General features: G+C 45.9%; 11 protein-coding genes. 10 read left to right on the top strand and 1 reads right to left on the bottom strand.

All coding sequences use genetic code 11. The features are described 5' to 3' along the window. Nucleotides 1-161: 161 nt before the first annotated feature. The gene (locus ACW9SV_RS03805; RefSeq protein ID WP_479555406.1) at nucleotides 162-1,250 is read right to left on the bottom strand and encodes an acyltransferase family protein; all 1,089 of its coding nucleotides are present in this window, start codon (nucleotides 1,248-1,250) and stop codon (nucleotides 162-164) included. Nucleotides 1,251-1,798: 548 nt separating this feature from the next. Here ACW9SV_RS03805 and ACW9SV_RS03800 point away from each other — a divergent pair. The 10 genes from ACW9SV_RS03800 to ACW9SV_RS03755 all read left to right on the top strand — a co-directional run bounded on the left by ACW9SV_RS03800 (nucleotide 1,799) and on the right by ACW9SV_RS03755 (nucleotide 24,330). Further along, nucleotides 1,799-4,591: a hybrid sensor histidine kinase/response regulator transcription factor gene (locus ACW9SV_RS03800; protein ID WP_479555405.1), complete on the top strand. Its 2,793-nt coding sequence runs from the start codon at nucleotides 1,799-1,801 to the stop codon at nucleotides 4,589-4,591. A gap of 590 nt (nucleotides 4,592-5,181) precedes the next feature. After that, the gene (locus ACW9SV_RS03795) at nucleotides 5,182-6,519 is read left to right on the top strand and encodes a sugar porter family MFS transporter (protein ID WP_479555404.1); all 1,338 of its coding nucleotides are present in this window, start codon (nucleotides 5,182-5,184) and stop codon (nucleotides 6,517-6,519) included. A gap of 11 nt (nucleotides 6,520-6,530) precedes the next feature. After that, nucleotides 6,531-7,442 (top strand): carbohydrate kinase family protein, encoded by a 912-nt coding sequence (locus ACW9SV_RS03790; protein WP_479555403.1) that lies wholly within the window; start codon nucleotides 6,531-6,533, stop codon nucleotides 7,440-7,442. Between the two features lie 18 nt (nucleotides 7,443-7,460). Continuing rightward, entirely contained in the window at nucleotides 7,461-10,535 is a 3,075-nt protein-coding gene (locus ACW9SV_RS03785) for a SusC/RagA family TonB-linked outer membrane protein (RefSeq protein ID WP_479555402.1), read from the top strand. Nucleotides 10,536-10,556: 21 nt separating this feature from the next. Continuing rightward, the gene (locus ACW9SV_RS03780; protein WP_479555401.1) at nucleotides 10,557-12,254 is read left to right on the top strand and encodes a RagB/SusD family nutrient uptake outer membrane protein; all 1,698 of its coding nucleotides are present in this window, start codon (nucleotides 10,557-10,559) and stop codon (nucleotides 12,252-12,254) included. Nucleotides 12,255-12,387: 133 nt separating this feature from the next. Further along, nucleotides 12,388-14,355 (top strand): glycoside hydrolase family 32 protein, encoded by a 1,968-nt coding sequence (locus ACW9SV_RS03775; protein WP_479555400.1) that lies wholly within the window; start codon nucleotides 12,388-12,390, stop codon nucleotides 14,353-14,355. 28 nt (nucleotides 14,356-14,383) lie between these two features. Further along, entirely contained in the window at nucleotides 14,384-15,799 is a 1,416-nt protein-coding gene (locus ACW9SV_RS03770; RefSeq protein ID WP_479555399.1) for a DUF4960 domain-containing protein, read from the top strand. 278 nt (nucleotides 15,800-16,077) lie between these two features. Further along, on the top strand, nucleotides 16,078-17,637 hold the full coding sequence (locus ACW9SV_RS03765; protein WP_479555398.1) for a glycoside hydrolase domain-containing protein: 1,560 nt from the start codon (nucleotides 16,078-16,080) through the stop codon (nucleotides 17,635-17,637). Nucleotides 17,638-17,796: 159 nt separating this feature from the next. Next, the gene (locus tag ACW9SV_RS03760) at nucleotides 17,797-19,392 is read left to right on the top strand and encodes a glycoside hydrolase family 32 protein (RefSeq protein WP_479555397.1); all 1,596 of its coding nucleotides are present in this window, start codon (nucleotides 17,797-17,799) and stop codon (nucleotides 19,390-19,392) included. 1,593 nt (nucleotides 19,393-20,985) lie between these two features. After that, nucleotides 20,986-24,330 carry a SusC/RagA family TonB-linked outer membrane protein gene (locus ACW9SV_RS03755; protein WP_479555396.1) on the top strand — a complete coding sequence of 1,115 codons (3,345 nt, stop codon included), beginning with the start codon at nucleotides 20,986-20,988 and terminating at the stop codon, nucleotides 24,328-24,330. The last annotated feature ends 99 nt before the right edge of the window (nucleotides 24,331-24,429 follow it).

The following is a 24,429-nucleotide window of genomic DNA, read 5'->3' as shown; positions in this document are numbered from 1 at the left end:
GAGAAATGTAGATTTATCGTAAAGATACGATGGATAGTTGATACTATATGCAGGCAAGGTCAGTATCATCAAGAAATGAGGCACGCAGGTAAATACCTGTTGAGCAAGATTTGTTTTCGGGTAAGGCCCTTGCCTTTAAAAAGGACTTCTAAAAGATCCGGCTATATGGTTTTCTGCAAGACAGGAAGGGGTTTTTCCCTTTTGAGGTGCTTTTTCAGATTAGACAGCGGAAGCTCAAAATACTTCCAAGACAGCCAGGCTACCGTTAACAGAACAAGCAGGTGCTCAAACAAAAAGAAATAGTGGTTCTCTTTGAGGGCTTGGGGAATGGGAAGGTGATAGTTCAAGTAGTGGAGGGCTGGGGAGCTATGCGCAAGAGAAGTGATATGGTAGAGGTAAATGCCATAGCTCATTTTGCCTATTAAAAGCAAAGCCCTATTATGGAAGATGAAAGAAAGCCTGCCCTTGCCCCCGTTGCCTTCCATGATGAAAAAGCCGATCAGCCAAACCACAATCACCGATACCAAAGAACGGTGATGGATAAACGGGATTTCTCCCCAAATGTACTGGCCAGCCACCAAGGCAATGCTTAAAATCCCCAAAAAGCGAGATGTCTTGTAGAAAACCGGAAACCATTGTTGCTTTTCTACTCTTATCCAAGCCAAAAGGGCACCCAAGCCCAAGGCGTCAAAACAGGTCTGGGGCAGAATCCATAAAAACTCCTTGTCTGGGAGAATGTTCTGGCAAACAACCCCGATCATGATAAAGGAGGCGATGGTAGATAGTAAAAACCGCTTCGGGATGAAAAGAATCAGTAACGGCCAGAATAGATAAAATTGTTGTTCCACTGACATGGACCACAAATGGGCCAGGTAACCCCAGTATTTGTGTTGGTACATGTCAAAATTAGCGGTGAAGGTTAAGTAGTTGCCGTAATTAGAAACGGAGTCAGGCTTTAGTAAATAGGTGATCAGAATGGTAAGATAGTAAGCCGGGTAAATGCGTAACCCTCTTTTTACAAAGAAATCAATAAAGACCTTGGTTTTGCCTTCATGGTTTGCCTCTGACTTGTTTCTGTCCTTTAGGAGAATCATGGTGATGAGGAAACCACTGATGGTAAAGAAAATGTCAGGGGCAGAGATAATCTTGGAAGACTTATAAAACAGGGTGTCTGTAGGAAACCAATGGTTGCAAAGGACAAAGAATATAGCGATCGCTCTTAATGAGTCAAGTTGCTTTATATAACCCATTTTGATTGATTTCTAGAGGATAGGGGTTAAAGATTGAATTCTGTTATAGATTTATAAGGTCTTGTAATAATTATAGTAATTATTATTATAATAATACAAATGACTTTGTTCGTTAGGTAAATAAATTGAATAGCAATATTATGTTTTTGCTGCTGTCATTTACTCAAGCTTTCAGTAAATTAGGATTAATTTAACTAAATATTGTTGATTGTCAAGTGAAAGCAGTCTTAATGAATCTTCCTTTAGATCCTGATTAAGATAGTTACCATTATCGAGGCTTTAAATGGATGCGACTGAACCATCTACAAACGATTTTCAGCGAAGTACAAAGTTGGTCTATAGTTGGGGAAAGGGCATAAGGAAGCATATCAACTTCTATCTAGCCCAATGACTCTCCAGCAATACTACTTTAAAAGGTGTAATTTGAAAATCTTTAAAAAGGCAGTACTTTAGAAGTGGAATAATGGAGATTTAGTTGGCGAAGCACTCATTTTTGACAAAAAGAAAACTTTTCCGCTTGAAAATCTGCAACTATATGGTAAATGAGCATGATGGCTTTTGAGAAGTGGATAGTTGGGCTCTGTCTCTTGGTGAGTACCCTTTTTGTGTCCTGCAGTAAAACGGAGGAGACGAAAGAGTTTACCATTGGTTTCTCCCAGTGTACCGAAGGAGATGCCTGGCGCAAGGCTATGCACAAAGAGATGCTGCGGGAGGCATCTTTCCATCCTGAACTTAACCTGCAGATCAAAGACGCCAAAAACAGCAGTGCCGCTCAGGTAAAGCAAATCCGGGAATTCATAGATCAGAAAGTAGATTTGCTCATTGTATCGCCCAATGAGTCTGAGCCTATAACCCCAGTAGTGGAAGAAGCCTTTGAGAAAGGCATTCCGGTGATTCTGGTAGACCGCAAAATCAGTTCTTCTTCCTATAGTGCCTACGTAGGAGCCGATAACTTCCAAATCGGGAAACTAGCTGGGGAGTATGTCGCTAACCTGCTGAAAGGGAATGGCAAAGTCATTGAAGTGTGGGGCCTGCAGGGTTCCTCACCGGCTATTGAGCGCCACAGAGGGTTTCTGGAAGCCATCAGTCAGTACCAGGAGGTACAGGTGGTGGCAGAAGTAAAGGGCGAATGGGAAAAGGAAGTAGCCAAGAAACGTTTTCCGGCTGTTTTCCGGCAACACCCAGACGCCGATTTAGTTTTTGCCCATAATGATGTGATGGCGTTGGGTTCTTATGAGAGCCTGAACGGCCTTAAGCAGCAGAACAGCCTGAAATTTATTGGGTTTGATGGGCTAGCCGGACCCAATGGAGGACTGCAACTAGTACAAGACGGAATCCTGGACGCCACCTTCCTTTACCCTACAGGTGGAGAGGAAATCATTCAGCTGGCCTACAACATCTTGCACAATCAACCTTACAAAAAAGAGAACATCCTGAACTCTACTGTCATTGATGGGCGCAATGTGCACATCATGAAGCAGCAGTCAGATAAAATCCTGAGTCAGGAAGAGAACATCAACCGGCAGCAGCATAAGATCACCGAACAGATCAAGATTTACAACAACCAACGCACCCTGCTGTATATCCTAATCATAAGCCTGGTCATCATTATTCTACTGGGGGCTTATGCGGTGTATTCCCTTTGGTTAAGGCATGAAACCAACCGGGCCTTGATGGCCAAAAACCGTGAGATCCTGCAGCAGCGCAACGAAATTGCTGAGATGGCTAAGAAAGCCGAAAAGGCAAATGAGGCCAAGCTCAAGTTCTTCACCAATGTTTCCCATGAATTTCGGACGCCTCTCACGTTAATCTTAGGGCCAGTAGAGGACGCCCTGCAAAGCAACATCTCCATGGGGCTGAAAAAGGACATGCTGTTAGTGCGCCAGAATGCCCTGCGGCTATTAAAGTTGGTGAACCAACTAATGGATTTCCGGAAAGTGGAACGCAAAAAAATGCGTCTACAGGCCTCCGAAAGCGATCTGGTGAAGTTTGTGGAAGAGGTGGTGCAGTCTTTTGAACGGTTGGCCCGCAAACGCCACATCCAGCTTAAGGTCATCTCCCGGGTAAAAGAAATCAATGTCTACTTTGACAAGGATAAGGTGGATAAAATTCTGTTCAACTTGCTTTCGAACTCGTTCAAGTTCACCAAGGAAAACGGACGCATCACTCTTCTTATTGAGCTGTCGGAGGATAGAAACCACGTGTTGGTTACCGTGGAAGACAATGGCAAGGGGATGTCTCCAAGTCAAGTGGCCAATGCTTTTGACCGGTTTTACACTGCCGAAGACAACGCCAGTTTAGGTACGGGTTTAGGGTTAGCCCTGTCCAAAGAGTTCATTAAACTGCACCACGGCGAGATCTCCGTGGTGAGCAAAGAAAGGGAAGGTACCCGCTTTATCTTTACCCTCCCTTTAGGGAAAGAACATCTGAAAGAAGAAGAGATTGTCTTGGAAACAAGCAAGGCGGAGCAAAACGCCCCGCTGATTGCGGGCGTTCTAGACGCTGATCTGGAACTGTACACCGACACCCAATCTCAGGAAACGTCAGAAACGGTCAAGGAGCACACCATTCTGGTGATAGAAGACAACAAGGAACTGCGCGAGTTTCTTGTTTCCCGCCTGTCCACAGATTTCAATGTAGTAGACGCTCCGCAAGGCGCCTTCGGGTTGCAACAAGCCTTTGACATTATTCCAGACCTTATCATCTGTGATGTTACTTTGCCCCAGAAAGACGGCCTAGAGATTACTTCCCTGCTTAAAAAGGACATGCGGACCTCCCATATTCCGGTGATCCTGCTGACTGCCAAAGACAGCCTGGAGCAGAAGATAGACGGCATCCAGGCCGGGGCTGATCTGTATGTGACCAAGCCGTTCAGTTACCTGTACCTACTTGAGCGGGTGAAAGGACTCCTTAGAAACCGTGATCTGCTTAAAGTCTATTACAACAGCGCCATTGCCGTAGAAACCAAAGTGCAGACGGCCCCGCCCAAACAACTAGATAAGAAGTTTATCAATGACGTGGCCGCCCTGGTAGAGAAAAACCTGCAGAACCCAGACCTGAGTGCCAATGACATCGCCGAGGGCTTAGGAATGTCCAGGGTGCATGTGTATCGGAAAATGAAGGCCCTGTTGGGGTATTCGCTCAACGATTATATTGTGAATACCCGCCTGAAAAAAGCCCGGCACCTGCTCTTGAACAGTCAGATGAACATCTCCGAGATTGCTTACGAAGTGGGTTTTTCATCTCCGGCTTATTTCTCCACTGCTTTTAAAAACCATTTCAATATGAGCCCCTCAGATTTCAAATCCTCCCGGCCGGGGAAAGAGAAGAGCCTAGTGTAGGGTCTAGTTTATCTTTCCTTTAAAAGCCCCTCCAGTTTCAGGGCTGTTTTCACGAAAACAGCCCTGAATCCGGAGGGGCTTTCTTATTTTAATTAAAGCAGATATTTCGAACAAAGTAGGAGCAATTGCTTATGGTCGCCCTTTTACGTTGGCGCCGTTCAGGGCAACCACAAGGGATTGCCCCTATTGATCTGTGTTCTTTAGGAGGGAATTCTAGAAAACGCATCATAAACCGAAGTCCACTTGATAAACATTCCTTTGTCTAACTCGGAAGTCAGGATAATCACCGCATTTTAAAAACTACTAAAAGGTTATCTGGTTGGCTTTTGTTTTCTGCACATTTTTCAAAAAAGAAGCCCAAAAGGAAACAATATGATTTTAAGTGTTTTGCCAACCCTTAAGAAATGTATCAATACTGTAACATGTGTTACAAATGTGAAAGTGGATATTGATAGTTGTTGGCGTTAAAATATTGATAATCACTTTATTGTCAATTAATTCGAATGAGTATCAAAATGAATGCTTTTTGAAAAACCAGTGAAATGCCATGGATGCGAAGGTAGATACCTTTGAGAAAAACATTCACATCCATGGTAAGCAAAAAAGTATTCTTCTGGTCCATTGTGGTAGCGTTGGGCGGATTCTTGTTCGGGTTTGATACCGCAGTCATTTCAGGGGCTGAAAAGGCCATCCAGAAACTGTGGAACCTGAGCGTATTTGAGCATGGCCTCACGGTGGCCATCGCTTTAGTAGGAACAGTGTTGGGATCGCTCACCGGCGGGTTTCCTTCAGACAAGTTTGGCCGAAAGAACACCTTGTTCGGGATTGCGGTGCTCTATCTGTTAGCCTCGGTAGGCACAGCCCTGGCCCCGGACTGGTACACCTTTCTTATCTTCCGTTTCTTAGGAGGCATTGGGGTAGGGGTTTCCTCTGTTACGGCTCCCATGTATATATCAGAGATTGCCCCGGCCAAATCAAGAGGCAAACTGGTAGCCTTGTTCCAGTTCAACATTGTGTTCGGGATTCTGATGGCCTATGTCTCCAATTACGCTTTTGCCGGCATCGGGGAACATGACTGGCGCTGGATGCTGGGGATACAGGCTGTTCCTTCCATTATCTTTTTGGTTACCGTTCTGATGGTGCCGGAAAGCCCAAGATGGCTGTTGCTCAACCGAGCCAATAAGGTGGAAGACGCCAAAAAAACCCTGCAGATCGCCAACCCAGACGCGAACATCAACCAGATGGTAACGGATATCCTGATGTCTGCCCAGGAGCGGGACGACCACGGAAACAAGCCGGTGCTGTTCTCTAAAAAGTACTCACTTCCCATCACGCTGGCCGTCCTGTTTGCCTTCTTCAACCAAGTATCGGGCATCAACGCCATTATCTACTATGCACCCCGCATCTTTGAAATGGTAGGATTAGGCCAGGAATCAGCCTTACTTTCCTCTGCCGGAATTGGGTTTGTGAACTTCCTGTTCACGTTGCTGGCCATGAACGTAATTGACCGTTTCGGACGCCGCACTCTTATGTTCATCGGGTCACTAGGATTGATTGCTACGCTGGGACTAGTGGCGAAAGCCTTCTATCTGGAAGAATTTAATAGCATGTCGGTTCCTATATATCTGTTCGTGTACATCGCCTTCTTCGCCTTCTCGCAAGGGGCCGTGATTTGGGTGTTTATTTCTGAAATCTTTCCTAACCAGGTACGGGCTTCGGGGCAGGCCTTGGGCAGCTTCACCCACTGGATCATGGCCGCTGTTATTGCCTTCAGTTTCCCTTACATAGCAGAGACACTAGGGGGCGGGAACACCTTTATGATTTTCACCGGCATGATGGTATTGCAGCTTCTATTTGTATGGCGCATGATGCCCGAGACCAAAGGAACCTCCCTTGAGAAAATTGAAAAATCTGTCGTCTTCCATTAAGCCAAACCCTTATGCAGCAAAAGATTGTTTGTTTCGGAGAAACCCTATGGGACATTCTGCCCAGTGGTAAACTGCCCGGCGGGGCACCCATGAACGTGGCCATTCACCTGCGCCGTAACGGGTTTGACCCCACGGTGGTGAGCCGGGTGGGCAATGATGACTTGGGCAAAGAATTAGTTTCTTTCCTGAGAGAGCAGCAAGTCAATACCGATTGGATACAAACCGGCCAGACCCACCTTACCGGAGTGGTAAAGGCCAACATCTCGGATCGCAACGAGGTCACCTACAAGATTGTGGAGCCGGTTGCCTGGGACTATATCCAGTTTGAAGAGAGAACCGCCGAGCTGATCTCGCAGAGCGATGTCTTCATTTACGGCAGCTTGGTAGCGCGCAACACAACCTCGCAAGAGACTTTGTTCCAGTACCTACCGTTGGCAAACCTCAAAATCTTTGATGTGAACCTTCGGCCACCGCACTACACCCCAGAACGGGTCTTGACGCTGCTAGAGTTAGCCGACATAGTAAAGATGAACCACCAAGAATTGGCCGAAATCTGCGAGTGGCTTGGAGCAGGGGGAGACCCAAAACAGCAGATGCAGTTCATCAAAGATCGCTTTAACCTGAACCTGGTGATTGTGACCCGCGGAGACCAAGGCGCTGCCGCCTTAGATGAGACAGGCTACTTTGAACATGAAGGGTTTCAGGTGGAAGTAGAAGACACCATTGGCAGTGGGGACGCTTTCTTGGCTACGTTCCTGACCAACTTTCTACAGAAAAAGCCTCTGGATCAAACCTTGGAGAGAGCCTGTCTGATAGGGGCTTTCCTGGCTACCCAGAGAGGAGCTACGCCGGTCTACCAACCTCAGGAGATTACGGTTGCCTCGCTTTCTGCTTCTAATGAGAATTCTATTCTTCATTCTTAACCATACAAACCAAAATATATGAAAAGAGTCTTACACCTAATCCTCATTTTGCTTTGTGTGGCTCAAGCCGTGCAAGGGCAAAACACTGGGGAAATTACCGGAAGGGTGGTTTCCGCAGATAAAAACGAGCCATTGATAGGGGTATCGGTGGTGGTGAAAGGCACCACCACGGGCGCTACCACCGATCTGGATGGCAGATTCTCCCTCAGAGCCGCTGAAAATGCCACACTGGTGATCACCTACATTGGTTTCGTATCACAGGAAGTAGCGATGAATGGCAGAAGCAATGTAGAGGTGCGTCTTCAAACCGATGCCAAAACATTGGACGAAGTAGTAGTAACTGGGTATCAAACAGAACGCAAGAAAGATCTGACTGGGGCTGTGTCTGTGGTAGATACGGATGAAATGAAGAAGCAGTCTGTAGCAAATCCCATCAAAGCCTTACAAGGTCAGGTAGCTGGCATGTTTGTGACTGGTAATGGTTCACCAAGTTCTCCGGCTACCGTGCGTATCCGGGGAATAGGTACCCTCAACAATAATGATCCCTTGTATATAGTGGATGGCGTGCCTACCAAGGCGGGTATGCATGAATTGAACCCTGCCGATATTGAATCACTACAGGTATTGAAAGATGCCTCGGCAGCCAGTATTTATGGGTCACGGGCGGCAAACGGAGTAATTATTATCACTACAAAACGTGGAAAGGCCGGAGTAGCCCAAATCAGTGCCAATGCTTATACTTCTATCTCTCGTTATACAGACAGAACTGAAATGCTAGACACTGAAGGATATGGTAGAGCCCTTTGGCAAGCCCATATTAATAACGGAAGCGATCCTAACGCGAATAGCGTCCAGTATAGATTTGACTGGAGCGTTGATCCTGCAACAGGGACTCCTGTTTTGAACAAGGTTCTAGTGCCAGAGTATCTAGATGCCGCCCAGACCATGCGGGCCTCTAACACTGATTGGTTCGATGAAATTTCCCGTACCGGGGTAATCCAGAACTATGATGTTTCCCTCTCCAATGGAACAGAGAACGGAAGCTACCTTTTGTCTTTAGGATACTTTGACAACCAAGGGGTTATTAAAACTTCAGAATTCAACCGCCTGTCTGCCCGCCTGAATTCTGATTACAAATTCTTCAAAGGGAGGATCACGGTAGGTCAGAACCTTAGCTTGACTAAAACGAATGAGGTTGGTGCCAGCCCTATGAACGAAGCGATGCAAGCGTTGCCTCTGGTGCCGGTCAGAACAGTAAATGGATTAGGTTGGGGCGGCCCCGTGGGCGGAATGAACGACCGCCAGAATCCGGTACGTCTGATTGAAGACAACAAGCAGAACGGGTATGACTTTATGCGCCTCTTCGGGAATTTCTTCGCTGACGTGAAGCTGCTGGAAGGCTTAGTCTTCCGCACGAATGTGGGGATTGACTACGGCAACTATTCGCACCGGAGATATCGCAAGAGATATGTTTCAGGGTACCTGAATAATCCGGAAAACAGGCTGGAAACCAACCAGAGCCACAGTGTGAAAACCACATGGAGCAATACCCTGAACTACAACTATGCAAAAGGTGACCATAGGGTAGACGCATTGGTGGGTACGGAGTACTATGTTGACAACTTCAACTCGTTCTGGGCTTCCAGGGAAGGGTTTGTAGTGGAAGATGATGACTTCATGTATTTGGATGCTGGGGTAGGTGACAAAGACAACGGAGGCAGCGGAGCCAAGTATGTGTTGTTTTCCTACTTTGGAAGAGCAAACTACTCCTTTAAGGACAAATACCTGGCCTCCGCCACCATTAGAAGAGATGGTTCGTCTCGGTTTGGTCAAAATAACCGTTTTGGAACCTTCCCGGCTTTTTCCTTGGGCTGGCGCTTGAGCGAGGAAGGATTCATCAAGAACAATACTACCTTCTTTGATGACCTGAAATTACGTTTTGGCTGGGGGATGACGGGAAATCAAGAGATCGCCAACAATGCCATCTACAATCTCTACTATACAGATTATGCTAATACTGCCTATGATATTACGGGCAGCAAAAGCGGGGTACTGCCCTCTGGTTTCAAACTTACGCAGAATGCCAATCCAAATCTGAGATGGGAAGCCAGTACTATGACTAACTACGGGATTGACTTTGAATTCCTTGATCAGAGATTTTATGGCAGTGCTGAGTACTATATCAGAAAAACCTCTGACATCCTTCTGCTGCCTCCTTATATAGGTACTTTAGGTGAAGGCGGTAACCAATGGGTAAACGGGGCTTCAATGGAAAACAAAGGCTTTGAATTAAGTTTGGGCAACCGAACAACTATTGGCGATTTGTCCATCAACCTAAATGGAAACATCAGCACTTACCGCAATAAGGTGACAGAACTGCCTGCTGAGGTAGTGAATGCTTACGGTGGAGACGGTAGAGGGCAGAACATTTTGGGTCGTCCTATTAATTCCTTCTTTGGCTATGTGGCAGATGGTCTTTTCCGCACACAGCAGGAGCTTGATGCCCACGTAGATCAGAATGGCAAAGGTCTTGGAAGAATCCGCTACAGAGACGTGAACGAAGACGGAGTCATCAATGACTTTGACCGTACCTGGATCGGCACTCCTCATCCAGATTATACCTACGGTATCAATGCCAATTTTGGATATAAAGGCTTTGATCTTTCTTTCCTGTTGCAAGGGGTAGCCGGGATTGATGTGGTAAATAACTTTAAGTACTCTACTGATTTCTGGAGTGTGTCAGAAACAGGATCCAATAAAGGAGCAAGGCTTTTGGATGCCTGGTCGCCCTCTAACCCAAATTCTGACATTCCGGCGGTTGCCTTAACAGATGCCAACTTTGAGTCTCGGTTTTCTACCTATTTTATTGAAAATGGTTCTTATCTGAAATTAAGAAATGCACAGGCTGGATACACGTTCAGTGGGGCGTTACTCAAAAAAGCCAGGGTGCAATCACTTCGGATATATGTGGGTGGGGACAACTTGGGTATTCTGTTGAAAAGCAAATCATTTACCGGGGTAGATCCTGAAAACCCTGGCTTTGGTTATCCTAACCCAATGGTGTTGACCACCGGCCTTAATGTTAGATTCTAATAATTTCTAAAATAGAAGTTCATGAAAAAGTTTTTAATAATGTTGGCAGGAGTAGCCATGCTGAATACCTCCTGTGAAGATAAGCTGGATGTAAATCCGCGTGGGGTTCTAAATGAAGGCCAAGTCAGTAATGCTGAACAGGCAGAAGGATTTGTGATTGCCGCTTATTCCCATCTGGGAAATGATGAAATCAATAGAGGGAACAGCCTCTGGCAATATGGGAACGTGCGGGCTGATGATGCCTACAAAGGCGGGCGTGATCCGGGAGATGGTCAAGGGTTCCATTTCATGGAGACCTTCGTTAACACACGTCCAGATATGTGGGAAATAGACGGAATGTGGTTCCAGCAGTATGTGGGGATTCGTAGGGCTAATGAGGGGCTGCGCATCTTGAATAATCTCACTGTAGAAGAGTTTCCATTGCTGAATGTGAGGAAAGCTGAGTTACGTTTCCTGCGGGCGCACTACTATTTTCAGCTGAAGATTCTGTTCAACCGCATTCCTTACATAGATGAAAACGTTCCTGCAGACCAATACAAGTTTGTAACCAACGTTGAGTTTACCAGTGACGAACTTTGGGAGAAGATCGCCCAGGATTTTGAGTTTGCTGCTGCTACTCTTCCTATTACCCAACCCCAGATCGGGAGGGCTAATCAGACCGCTGCCTATGCCTATCTTGCCAAAACAAGATTGTATCAAGCCTATCAGCAAAATGAACAACATGCAGTAACCAGCATCAATCAGCAACGTCTGCAGCAAGTGATTGAAGCGGCTGATAAGGTGATCTCGTCCAAGTACAGCCTGCAACCCGATTTCGCCAACAACTTCCTGACCGGAACCTATGAGAACGGGGTTGAGTCCATCTTTGCGGTTCAGTTTTCAAAAGGAGACGGAACAGCCAATGGCCGTTTGAATTGGGGAGATATGCTTACAGTTCCTCAAGGGCTTGGGTGCTGTGATTTCCAAAAACCTTCCCAGAATCTGGTAAACGCCTACCGCACCAATGCTACCGGGGTACCGCTTTTGGATTCCTACAATGCAACCAATGTAGATTTCTCAAAGAACACGGTAGACCCAAGGCTGGATCATACAGTTGCCCGCCCAGGCAACCCTTGGAAATATGAGCCAAGCAGGGTGTTTACTGAGAGTTGGAGCCGGTCTCCTCAGATCTACGGCTATTACAATTCCATGAAAGAGAATGTGTCTCCAGATGATCCCGGCTTTACCAATGTGGATCCTTTTTACGGCAACACCAAGCCAAGAATTGTTTTACGCTATGCAGACGTACTTCTCTTCAAAGCTGAGGCTTTGATCGAATTAGGTCGCCAAAATGAGGCATTGCCGCTCATCAACCAGATCCGTTCACGGGCAGCCGCTAGTACCGCCCGTTTGAAAAATGAGCAGGGTGCTTTCACTGCCAATTACTTGGTGAGACCCTATGAGCCAGGTGTAAATATTGATTGGACTCAGGAAAATGCACGGCAGGCACTTCGGTTTGAGAGAAGATTGGAAATGGCGATGGAAGGGAGCAGATTCTTTGACTTAGTCCGTTGGGGTATTGCTGACCAGGTGATGAACAGCTACCTGACCGTTGAAAAGACCCGCAAGGAGTTCTACAAGGATGGGGTCTTCACAAAGGGCAAACATGAGTATCTGCCCATCCCACAGAACCAGATTTTCTGGAGTGAGAACCGCTACGTGCAGAATCCAGGTTATTAATGCCTAGGCTATAGACACACATTATCCTGTTTCTGGCTTATTATCAAAAAAGTAGGCCAGAAACAGAATATCCTCTCTCATGTAAGCTTGCACTAAATCTTCCGGATCTAAAGGATAAGAAAACCCAACTACCATGAAATACCAGAAATACCTATTGGGGATAGGCATAATGCTGTCATTGCTGCTTCCTGGTTTGGAGTCACAGGCCCAATACAATGAAAAGTATCGCCCTCAATTTCATTTCAGCCCTGAGAAGGGTTGGATTGGAGATCCAGACGGCTTGGTCTTTACTGAGGGTAAATACCACTTGTTTTGGTGGGGACATGCCGTCTCCGAAGATTTGGTTTACTGGAAAGAGTTGCCACACCCTATGAAAGGTGGAGACGGTTCCTTTTCCTACTTCTCAGGCTCTGTGGTAGTGGATAAAAACAACACTTCAGGCTTTGGAGCCAAGAGCATGATTGCCGTCTACACTAAGCATTTACCTGGTGATTCCTTGCCAGAGACTCAGGCACTTTCGGTAAGCAATGATGGAATCTACTTCCATTACTACCAGCACAATCCGGTCTTGGACATCAAGAAGGTGTTCTTCAGGGACCCACAGGTGTTTTGGTACGAGCCAGAAAAGAAGTGGGTAATGGCTGTGGTCTTGCCAGACGTTCAGAAGATCCACCTATATGACTCAAAGAACTTAAAGGATTGGAATTTTCTGAGTGAGTTTGGGGGATTGGGTGCCCAAAGTGCCTTCTGGGAATGTCCAGATTTGTTCGAACTTCCTATTGAAGGAACCACAGAAAAGAAATGGGTGATGCTCATTGGCCGGGGACCAAACCGGGTGCAATATTTCTTAGGTTCCTTTGATGGAAAAACCTTCCGGGCAGATGAAGAGACATCGGCTTACCTGCTCCAAGGTAAAGGGTTGCCCGGACAGCTCTTTTCTGGGTTTGATGAGCCGAGGAATGGGAAATGGAAAGCCTCCGGTGCTGCCTTCAGTACCGCTCCGGCAAACATTGATTCTGTTGTTCATTTAGGAAAAAGCTTTGCCTCATCTTACAGTAGGGCAGAAAATAGGACCGGAACCCTTACTTCTTCCTCCTTCACCATTCAGCAAAATGCCATCAGTTTTTTAGTTGCTGGAGGGAATTTCCCAGAAAAAGCATCCATCAATTTAGTGGTAGATGGCAAAGTGGTAAGGACCTCTACAGGAGATAATAGTCATGTTTTCAAATGGAATGGATGGGATGTCCACGACCTCAAGGGAAAGAAAGCGACCATCCAACTGGTAGATAATGTCTCGAATGACAAGTGGGGCTATTTAGCCATTGACCACATCCTTTTTTCTGATGTTATGATGAACCAGAAACTGGAGCATGCCCTGTGGCTGGACTACGGACCTGATTTCTACGCGGCAAGAACCTGGCGAGATTTAGATAAGGTAAGCAAGCGAACTGCTATGCTGGGTTGGCTAGGCAACTGGGATTATTCAAGGGATGTGCCTACTTCCTGGGGCAAAGGGTTTGAATCTGTTCCAAGAGAAATCACCCTTCTAAAACAACCTTATGGTAACCGTCTTGTGCAAAGGCCAATCCCAGAGTTGCAGAAGCTTCGCAAGAATATGCATCAGTTCTCAAATCGATTGATCAGCAATTCTAGTGAGATAAAGGAATTCAAACCAACTAAGAATACTTATGAACTGGAGGTGACATTTGACACCAATACCTCCGGTACATTCGGCTTGAACTTATTGGTAGGAGAGGGAAGGAAGCTAAGCATTCAATATAATCCTCTTACCTCAAACCTGAGCGTGGACAGAACCCAATGTACAGACTTTACCACCAATCAAGACTTCAACCAGAAATTCCCCACCAAGTTTGACGCTTCAGTAAGACCAGAAAAAGGAAAGGTCAGACTTCACATACTGGTTGACCAGTCATCAGTAGAAATATTCACGAACCAAGGCGAGATAGTTCTAAGCACTTTGACATTTCCAGCAGAAAGCCAGACAGGAATAGAGTTATATGCTACCAACGGCACCGTGAAAGTGCTGGATTTCAAAGCATGGGAGTTATCCTCCATTTGGAAAGATATACCTAAGCAATAAAATGAACCTAAACCATTTTTAAGGAGACATGACTATGTTTAAAACTTCTATGTATAATGCTGGCAAACTCTTGGCCAGCCTATTTTTCTCCATGTTGTTTCTGTTGTTCTCCTGTGAGGACAATAATGAAAACGAAGACTTTGTCCTGAATGTACCTGTCCAGATTGGTTCTTTTAAAATTAACGGTACTGAAGGAGCCATTGACCAGAAGACCGGAATTATATCTGTAACATTACCTTACAACAGCAATATCACCTCGGTTTCTCCCGAGGTAAGTTTACCGGAAGGCTCCTCTATCAGCCCTTCTATCAACACACCCGCTAATTATAGCCAGGAGGTGGAATACGTTGTCACAAATGGCAACCTGTACAAGAAATACAAAGTGCGGGTACAAGTGCTTCAACCCATTCTCAAATTCTCAATTAATGGAATTGACGGAGTCATTGATAATGCATCAAAGACCGTTTCTATAGTCCTTCCATCAGGTACTGATGTGTCAGCGCTGACCCCTTCTATTGAGTTATCTACCGGAGTATCCATCAGCCCGGCATCCGGGGTGGCCGTTGATTTCTCCTCTCCTAAAGTGTATGCCATTTCCGCCGGTGGGCGCACAGAGAACTATACAGTTGCCGTGAGCCAGCAAACAATGGGGCTGAAAGTAGCCTTCTTAGGTGTTTCTTCTGCCCGAGGCGGGATCTCGAACTTAGATGAGAAAGCCGCTGCCGATTGGCTCTTTACTAAGTTCTCAGGGGTTACTTATATTTCATTTGACGATATTATAGGAGGCAAGAATCTGAGTGAATTTGATGTGATCTGGTGGCATTTTGATGCTTCTATGGACATTCCCGCCGTCGCATTAGAGGCCAAAGCGGTGAATGCCCTTAAGAATTACCGCGCTGCCGGTGGCAACCTTATGCTGACTACCTTTGCCGCTCGGTATTTAGACGCGCTAGGAGTGGTGCCGCAAGGAAAAGGTCCTAATAATGTGTTCGGAGATTTCCCCCCAGCAGGATTCGTAGACCAGAACAGTTCCTGGGGCATCTCATTCAAGGGACATGAAGATCATCCTATTTTTGCCGCGCTTCAAACCTTTGAACCCGGGAAGGCAAACTTGCTGGAGAAAGGTACTTTCCGGTTGAACCATACAGCTTGGTGGTTTTTACCTGAGTGGGGAGGCTACGGAAACGGTGCTGGCTGGCGCCAACAAACCGGAGGTATCAACTTAGCAAGTGAGGCATGGGACAATGACCTTAACGGCCGAGTAGGCATTGCAGAGTTTCCCGGCAATAGAACTTCTGACGGCAACGTGGTGGTAATTACCTTCGGGGCATATGATTGGTACAATGAGGCAGATGCAAGTGGCACGCCTAGCCAGCCAAATGGATTCCGCTCCAACATTGAGCGCCTTACAGAAAATGCCATTATATACCTGGCTGAACAATAATCCTGTATCCAACTTTATGTATTTCCCTCCTGGCGCTTATAACCACTTTTACAAAAACAGGCTATAAACGCTGGGAGAGATTTCTTCTGAGACCGGCATTAATAAAGTGGTAATGGTTACAGACAGAAGGTTGGGCCAGAAGCTGGGTACTATCCCTTCTCTTTGCAAACCTCACCAAATTAAGAAACAGGGTTTCGTCTATTCCAAATAAGACCTAACGAAACCCAATGTCAATAAACTAACTGCAGGGATCAGGTCCCTGTACAACATACGTAATTATGAAGTTGAATAAGTGGGTAGTGGCTTTGGTAATGGCAGGCTTATCAGCCTGCGGCAATAATGATGATCCAACTCCGGTAAACCCAGGAACAGGTGAAGGTAAAAACTCTAAAAGTATTTACCCACAGCCTCCTTCGGGTTGGATGGGAACCACGTCACCGTACAACACAACAGGGTGGGTAGGGGATCTGATGCCCTTCTATGACAACGGCAAGTTCCATCTTTTCTTTTTGCATGATGCCCAAACCAAACCAGCTGGGCAGGGTTTCCATGACATTCATAAGTTTGAGACATCCAATTTAACGGACTTCTCCTACGCAGGCCGCATGATCCCCTATGGCACCATTAACGAGCCTGACTTTGCCATTGGTACCGGCTCAACCGTGAAAGTAGGGGATACCTATTACATGTACTATACTGGCCACAATGGCAATGCGGGTTACGTGCAGAGCCACCCGCGTGAAAGTGTGATGTACGCCACCAGCAAAGACCTGAAGACTTGGACAAAGTCCTCTTACATCCTTACGGCTCCTGCTGGATACTACAGTTTTGATTTTCGGGACCCGCAGGTATTCTTCAATTCAGAAAAGAACGAGTACTGGATGCTGATGAGTACGCAGACTAGTGCCAGAAAAGCGGTTGTTCTTCTGTTCACGACAACAGATCCGGCTGCGAACAGCTGGACCCCTAGAGGCCCGCTTTACACCACCACGGCAGAAGACAACTACCTCATGATGGAGTGTGCTGACGTTTTCAAGATGGGAAACTTTTGGTACCTGTTTTTCTCAGAAGATTGGAGTGGTATGAAAGGTACCCATTACCGTATTGCTACCTCGTCTGAAGGTCCTTGGACCAAGCCGGTAAATGACATGCTGGACGGACAGTATTTTTATGCTGCAAAGACCGCCTCTGACGGGAACAAACGATACCTATTCGGATGGACTGCACGAAGAAGCCCGGAGAATGACAGCGGCAACAAAGAATGGGCAGGTAACATCGTCTCCCATGAACTAACTCAAGCGTCGGATGGTACCTTAGCAGTAAAAGTCCCGGACATGGTGGCCGATATTTTTAAGAAAGAAATATCCTTCCAGCCAAGCAAATCATCCGGTACCGTGTCAGGTTCTGGTAATTCTTTCGTGGTAAATGGATCACCTTCGGCGGCATACCAAACCTTTGGGGCAATCACAGGCACGAAGAAGATCAGTGCGAAGTTAAAAATAGATACAAGTAGCGGGTCTGCTGGCTTTATCTTCAACGCAGATAATCCCTTACAGCAATCCTACAAAATAGTAGTGGAGCCTGCCAATAACAGGATTGTGGCCTATCAGGTCTCCGGCATTAACGAGCAATTAATTACCAGAGTGCCTATGACCCTGCAAGCAGGTACTACCTATGCGGTTGATGTGGTAATAGATGGTTCCATTTGTGTCCTTTATATAGATGGCAAGGCAGCCCTTAGCAACCGGATCTACAGCCTACCTGGCAAATCATGGGGAATCACTTCAAGTGGTACACAAGCCACTTTCTCAGAAGTAAAGCTTTTCGGCTTGGAGTAGGGTGTAATCATTCCTCAACTAATACTAATAGCCAAAATATTTTGAATTCTAGTAACATTCATGCCAACTACAGATAGCTTTAATCAAGGTGTTGGCTGAAGAACAAAGTTGAGGAAAGCTTAACTTTTTAGATTATCAATAACACCAAAGTTGAATCAAATGAATATAAAACAAGTAGTACGCAGCTTGACTGTTTTTGTAGGAGCGGTTGCAATTGGTTGTACCACTGGTAAAGGTCCCAATGATGCGAAAACGTCTGTAACAACGGCAGAAACAAAAAGCCAAAGTGAACCACACCGTCCCCAATTCCACTTCTCGCCTCCGGCCAAGTGGATGAATGACCCCAACGGGATGGTGTATTACAAAGGCGAGTACCATCTGTTCTACCAACACCACCCCGGCAGTACCACCTGGGGACCAATGCACTGGGGGCACGCGGTGAGCAGAGACATGGTGACTTGGGAGCACCTGCCCATTGCCCTTTACCCAGACGAAAACGGCACTATCTTCTCGGGCAGTGCCGTAGTGGACGAGAACAACACCTCAGGCTTGGGAACGAAGGAGAATCCGCCTATGGTGGCCATCTTTACTTATCACAACGAGAAACTGGAGAAGGCTGGCCGAAATGATTTCCAGACCCAAGGCATAGCCTACAGCCTGGACAACGGGCGCACCTGGAAGAAGTACGAACAGAATCCTGTCCTGAAGAACCCTGGCATCCGGGATTTCCGGGACCCCAAGGTTGCCTGGAACGAGAAGGCTAATCAATGGGTCATGACCTTAGCAGTTTTGGACCATATTGAATTTTACGGCTCTAAAAACCTGAAAGAATGGACGAAGCTGAGCGAGTTCGGGAAGACGGCGGCGGCCCACGGTGGGGTGTGGGAATGCCCTGACCTTTTCCCACTTTCCATAAACGGTCAACAGAAATGGGTGCTGTTGGTGAGCTTAAATCCTGGAGGGCCCAATAAAGGCTCGGCTACCCAGTATTTCATCGGGGATTTTGACGGAAAAAATTTCAAAAGCGACAACCCGATGGAAACGACCCTCTGGTTAGACTACGGTACCGATAATTACGCCGGTGTCACCTGGGCCAACGTTCCTAAATCGGATGGGCGCCGCCTGTTCTTGGGCTGGATGAGCAATTGGCTGTATGCAAACGAGGTACCCACCGCTACCTGGCGCAGTGCCATGACCGTTCCCCGCGAACTCAAACTGCAGCAAACCAGCGAGGGTATCCGAATGACGAATGTTCCGGTGAAAGAGCTGCAGAAACTTCGGTCTGGTTCTACTTCTATCAAAGCGCAGGAGGTAACTGGCTCCTTGGATCTGAGTACTCGTTATAAACTGACCTCTCCGCTGCAAGAACTAGATTTGAATCTGGATGTCTCCCAAGCGCAAGAGGTAATGCTACGGTTCTCCAACACAAAAGGGGAACATGTAGATGTGGGTTACTCCGTGGCTGCCAAAGAGCTTTACATTGACCGCACCAAGTCCGGTAAGATGGACTTTAAAGATACTTTCTCCGGCAGACATACTGCTCCCTTAACCTTGGAGAACGGAAAATTAAGGTTGCATCTTTTGTTAGATGTTGCGTCTGTGGAGGTTTTCGCCAATGACGGTAGAACCGTCATGACGGATATCTTCTTCCCTACGGAAGACTTCACGAAAGTAGAATTGGTTTCAACCGGCACTACAAAGCTGCAGGATAGTAAAGCATATACTTTGAGACCAATCTGGAATAATCCTAGTTAGATAAAATTTTCTGTTAATAAACAAGTATCCCCTGTTGCGACCTAGGTAGTAACAGGGGATACTTGTTTATTACTTATTATGATAAAAGAGGAGAGTGGGTTTTCAAAAAAGAGTCAATTAACATAGGGTTTTATGCCAGTTTATGAAACCCAAGGCAAACGGATTGATAAAATTGGAGCAGGAACAGGCAAGTGTTTAAATTTGTCCAATATATGTCCTGATTAAAACAACAACCCCTGTATAAAGCTGATTTACAGGGGGTGTTGTTGTTAATTTTTGGGGAGATGCTGAGAACATGCGGGTCCCTCCACTGTCATCCATTCTCAGGTCCATACTAGGGGTTCACTGATTACAGAAATCCTAGATGGAGCTAAAAAGCCACCTAATAGCTTGTTGCAGAGTTTCCACTAGGGGTGTAGAAAAGCAAAAGGTGCACGTCTCTAAGTTGTTTATCGGCAATCTAAACGACTTACCCCTTAAAGGTGAGCTAGTAAAGGAATGGTTTGCTTTCAACCGCATGTCACCAAAGGATCGCCTTTCCTTCGCATAGAAATGAACAGACCTGCCGAAGTCCAACCTACTTAATCTGGTCCCAACCGCTTCCATAGTCGGTAAGCATCCCCACACATCCAATACAAGCAAAAGAATTAAGCCCCTGTGCCCTCCCAAACACCACAGACCCAGGGCTTGCTTCAATATTCAAGCTGTCCGGTGTAAGTTCAACAGGTTTGCTTGAATCCACACCCCTATCATCAATTTCAGGCGGGAGAGGATCTCAAGAGTAGGTGTTTTGGGAAGGCTGAGCATTTGCGTTTGTGAAAGCCAATAAACCAATACCGAAAAGTGGGGCAGTATTGATTTCCAAATTTTTCTTGGTTTTTCAATAGGCTATAGGAATCTGCTATTGCGTGTTGAAAGCCCCTAGGGTGGCAGGCGCAATTTCAAACTTACAGAAATAGCTCACCCTTGGAAACGTTGTTGCGCAGTTACCAAGACTTTGGAAATTTAGCAAAGGTCTTAACAAGATGAATGATCTACTTCAAAGCCGATCAATTAAGTGGCCACATGTTCTACTAACTAGAAATGTAAGGACGGAAAATGACTGACTCAGCGGAGAAACACACTTAGAATGCGCCTATACGTATTTAAATAACATTTAATACCGCAAAAGCCCTTAAAAGGCTGGGATGTTGTAAATATTATTACAAGATCCTTTTTGAAGGCTTAATATTTGATAAAAAAATATTTTTTCAAAATGTGATTACATATTTGGCAAATCATGATTAATCAAGTATGTTTATCAAAGATTGATAAGTGTAAGAAAGACGTTTATTTAATAGACAATATTCTACACTAGGAATATGCTTCTTGTAAGGTTTACTTTTTTATAAGGTAGCAAGCTGCCAGCCGAGTGACCTTGCTTTTTTTATTGATGAATCATCCCGTTTCCTCCCCCTCCCCCGGGTTTGATGATTTTGGTCAGGTCTAAGCTAATAGTTCCAATAAAGAGAAAGCTACCCAGGAAGGTGGCCAGTTCCCTTATGGAATAACAAGCAATGAACTTCTTACATAATTAATTAACAACTGTTTACTATGAAGCACAACTACTCATGTAAAGAGAATAAGTACGTCTTGGTGCTAATTCTCTACTTCTCCATTCACGTCGCGGGCTTGGCTCAGACGCTTCCCAAAGGGAATGTTAAACCTAGGGAGGGAGGGGCTTTCTCTTCCAAAAGGAGCGCTACTCCTACTACAATTCTTGCTAGTAGCAAGCAGGTGAGCCCAAGTGGTGCAGTTGATCGACAGGCCCAGTTTAGAGTCACAGGGAAGGTGTTATCCCAGGAGGATGGGTCTGCCCTTACCGGAGTTAGTGTTGTTTTGAAGGGAACAACCATCGGCACAAATACAGATATCAACGGGGACTTCACCTTAAATGCCACAGATGGCAAAGGCACCCTTGTTTTCACTTACATAGGCTTTATAACCCAAGAGGTTCCTCTGGAAAACAGAAGAGAAATAGCAGTAAAGCTTGTTCCAGACGCCAAAGCAATTGATGAAGTGGTAGTGGTGGGGTTTGGGGAACAGAAAAAGGCAAGCTTGGTAAGTTCTATTACTTCGGTAAATGTCGCTGATCTTAAAACCCCTACCTCCAACTTAACCAATGCTATTGCCGGAAAGGTTGCGGGGGTAATTTCTTTCCAGCAAAGCGGGGAGCCTGGTTTAGGGACTGATAACTCCACCTTCTACATTCGGGGTCTGTCCACTTTTGGAACTGGGAAACGTGATCCACTCATCCTGATTGATGGAATTGAGTCCTCCCCAACTGACATGGCCCGCCTACAGCCAGATGACATTTCCGATTTCTCTGTTTTGAAAGATGCCGCTGCCAGTTCCATCTACGGTGCTAGAGGTGCCAATGGGGTAGTTCTGATCAATACCAAATCAGGTAAAGAAGGCCCAATCAAAGTTAGCTTCAGAGTGGAAAACCGTATCTCCAGCAATACTAAAAATTTCCAGCTGGCTGACAATATCACGTACATGAACTTGGCGAACGATGCCACCTTGACTCGTTCCCCACTTGCAAAGGAGCCATACTCCCAAAACAAAATCAACAGTACCAGGATGGGGGAGGACCCTTATCTTTTCCCTAATAACAACTGGATTGATCAGTTAATCAAAGACTATACTTTCAACCAAGGCTACAACATTAACCTTAGCGGAGGGACTAACAAAGGCCGCTATTACCTGGCGATGACATACAACCGGGATAATGGCATGTTGAAGGTTGACCCAATCAATAACTTCAACAGCAACATAAGCCTGAATAACTATTCCATCAGGTCCAATATCGATTTTGACCTCACACCTACAACTGTGTTGACGGCCCGTGTATATGGTCAATTTGATGATTACAACGGCCCAATAGGTGGTGGAGGAACTACCTTTAGAAATGCTCTGAACACAAACCCCGTGATGTTCCCGGCGGTCTACCCTAAAGATAAACTGCCTTTCGTGGATCATCCCTTGTTTGGGTCTGCCCGCACCATTAACAGTGACGCCGTAGAGACAACCACTTTATTTGTGAATCCTTATGCCGAGATGGTGAAAGGGTACGAGACCTATAAAACGGCAAACTTGAACCCACAGCTTGAGGTAAGGCAAGATTTAGGTTTCCTTACTGAAGGGCTTAGTGTTAGGGCCATGACGTATCTGAAAAGGGTGTCCTTTGTCTCGCTCAATAGATTCTATAATCCATTTCTATATAGCTCCACCATAAATCCAGAAGACGGGACTTATAAGATAAATGTCATGAATGATGGTTCCTCTACTTCCATCGGACTTCCTGGGACAGAGTATCTAAACTATTCAGAAGGCAACAAGGTAGTGGAGTCAACTTTCTGGCTGCAGGGAGCGATGGATTACGCCAGAAATTTTGCTAACAAACATGATGTAGGAGGTTTATTGGTATCCTATATATCAAGTTATGAAGCAGGTAACCCAGGTACTCTGATCCGGTCCCTCCCAAATAGAAACCACGGGATCTCCGGCAGGTTCACCTATGGCTATGACCAACGTTATCTGGTTGAATTGAATTTCGGCTATAACGGCTCTGAGCGGTTCGCCAAAAAGAACCGCTACGGCTTCTTCCCGTCTGCTGGTATCGGGTACCGCATCTCCAATGAGAAGTTCTTTGAGCCTTTAAAAGGTATTATTTCTAATCTGAAATTCAGGGCAACTTACGGTATTGTCGGAAACGACCAAATAGGAAACCGGGATGAGAGGTTCCTGTACATGTCCAATGTTAACCTTAATGACAATGGTTTTGGCTCTTCGTTCGGGAGGAATGATGGGACTGCAACCTACTACAGACCTGGGGTTTCTATTTCAAGATACTCAAACGAGAACATCACCTGGGAGAAATCAAAACAGATCAACCTGGGCATGGACCTAAGCATAGGCTCAGCCATCAACTCTGTTGAGATAATCGTGGACGCCTTCAAGCAATACAGATCCCAGATTTTGCAGCCCATTACCTATATAGACAATGCCTCTGGTTTAATGGCTACCCCACTTTCCAACTACGGCAAGGCAGAAACGCAAGGAGTTGACCTGTCAGCCAACTATAGTAAGACCCTTTCCAAGAATCTGAACATAGAGTTAAGGGGAACCTTCACTTACGCTACCAGCAAGGCGGTGAAAATTGACGAGTTGGCATACGACAGTAACTTGGCTCACCTATCCAGATCGGGACATTCCCTGAGCCAGAGATGGGGCTACATAGCGGAGCGTTTGTTTGTAGATGACGAAGAAGTTGCCAACTCACCCGTGCAATTTGGAGATATGGGGCTCCGGGCTGGAGATATCAAATACCGGGACGTCAACAGAGACGGGGTGATCAACTCTGATGACATGGTTCCTTTGGGGTATCCGCAGCAACCTGAGATTATCTACGGCTTTGGTACAACTGTTCGGTATAAGAAGTTTGATTTGAACCTATACTTCCAGGGAGCAGCCCGCACCTCTTTCTTCATTGATCCAGCGGCTATTCAACCTTTCTATCAATATCAGCTTCCTAATCAGGCTGGCGGCTACCAGACCGGATTATTAAAGGCCATCGCAGATGACCATTGGTCTGAGGAGAACGGAGACTTATACGCCTTCTGGCCTCGCTTGAGTACTTGGCAAGTACCTTCAAACAATCAAACTTCTACCTGGTGGATGAGAAACGGAAGCTTCATTAGATTGAAGAATGTGGACTTAGGGTACAATATAGATCAGTTGAAGAAATTTCATATTCAGAGCGCCCGGGTGTACTTCTCTGCCACCAATTTGCTGATGTTTAGCAAGTTCAAGTTGTGGGATGTGGAAATGGGCGGCAATGGATTGAACTACCCAATCCAGTCTGTTTACAACCTTGGGCTGTCTTTAAATTTATAAGCTAAGATTATTCTGTCATATTATGGAAAAGAGAAATTTCCTGTCAAAAATATTCCTTCCCAGTGAAGGACTCCTTAAGGCTGTAACCCAGAGGAAATC

This window comes from Rufibacter sp. JT20002 (genome assembly GCF_056491185.1).
Note: the sequence above shows the minus strand (reverse complement) of the source record. Positions and strands in the feature narration are given on the sequence as shown.

Coding starts and splice junctions, on each gene's coding strand:
- ACW9SV_RS03805 (WP_479555406.1), bottom strand. CDS start 1,250: ATGGGTTATATAAAGCAACTTGACTCATTAAGAGCGATCGCTATATTC.
- ACW9SV_RS03800 (WP_479555405.1), top strand. CDS start 1,799: ATGATGGCTTTTGAGAAGTGGATAGTTGGGCTCTGTCTCTTGGTGAGT.
- ACW9SV_RS03795 (WP_479555404.1), top strand. CDS start 5,182: ATGGTAAGCAAAAAAGTATTCTTCTGGTCCATTGTGGTAGCGTTGGGC.
- ACW9SV_RS03790 (WP_479555403.1), top strand. CDS start 6,531: ATGCAGCAAAAGATTGTTTGTTTCGGAGAAACCCTATGGGACATTCTG.
- ACW9SV_RS03785 (WP_479555402.1), top strand. CDS start 7,461: ATGAAAAGAGTCTTACACCTAATCCTCATTTTGCTTTGTGTGGCTCAA.
- ACW9SV_RS03780 (WP_479555401.1), top strand. CDS start 10,557: ATGAAAAAGTTTTTAATAATGTTGGCAGGAGTAGCCATGCTGAATACC.
- ACW9SV_RS03775 (WP_479555400.1), top strand. CDS start 12,388: ATGAAATACCAGAAATACCTATTGGGGATAGGCATAATGCTGTCATTG.
- ACW9SV_RS03770 (WP_479555399.1), top strand. CDS start 14,384: ATGACTATGTTTAAAACTTCTATGTATAATGCTGGCAAACTCTTGGCC.
- ACW9SV_RS03765 (WP_479555398.1), top strand. CDS start 16,078: ATGAAGTTGAATAAGTGGGTAGTGGCTTTGGTAATGGCAGGCTTATCA.
- ACW9SV_RS03760 (WP_479555397.1), top strand. CDS start 17,797: ATGAATATAAAACAAGTAGTACGCAGCTTGACTGTTTTTGTAGGAGCG.
- ACW9SV_RS03755 (WP_479555396.1), top strand. CDS start 20,986: ATGAAGCACAACTACTCATGTAAAGAGAATAAGTACGTCTTGGTGCTA.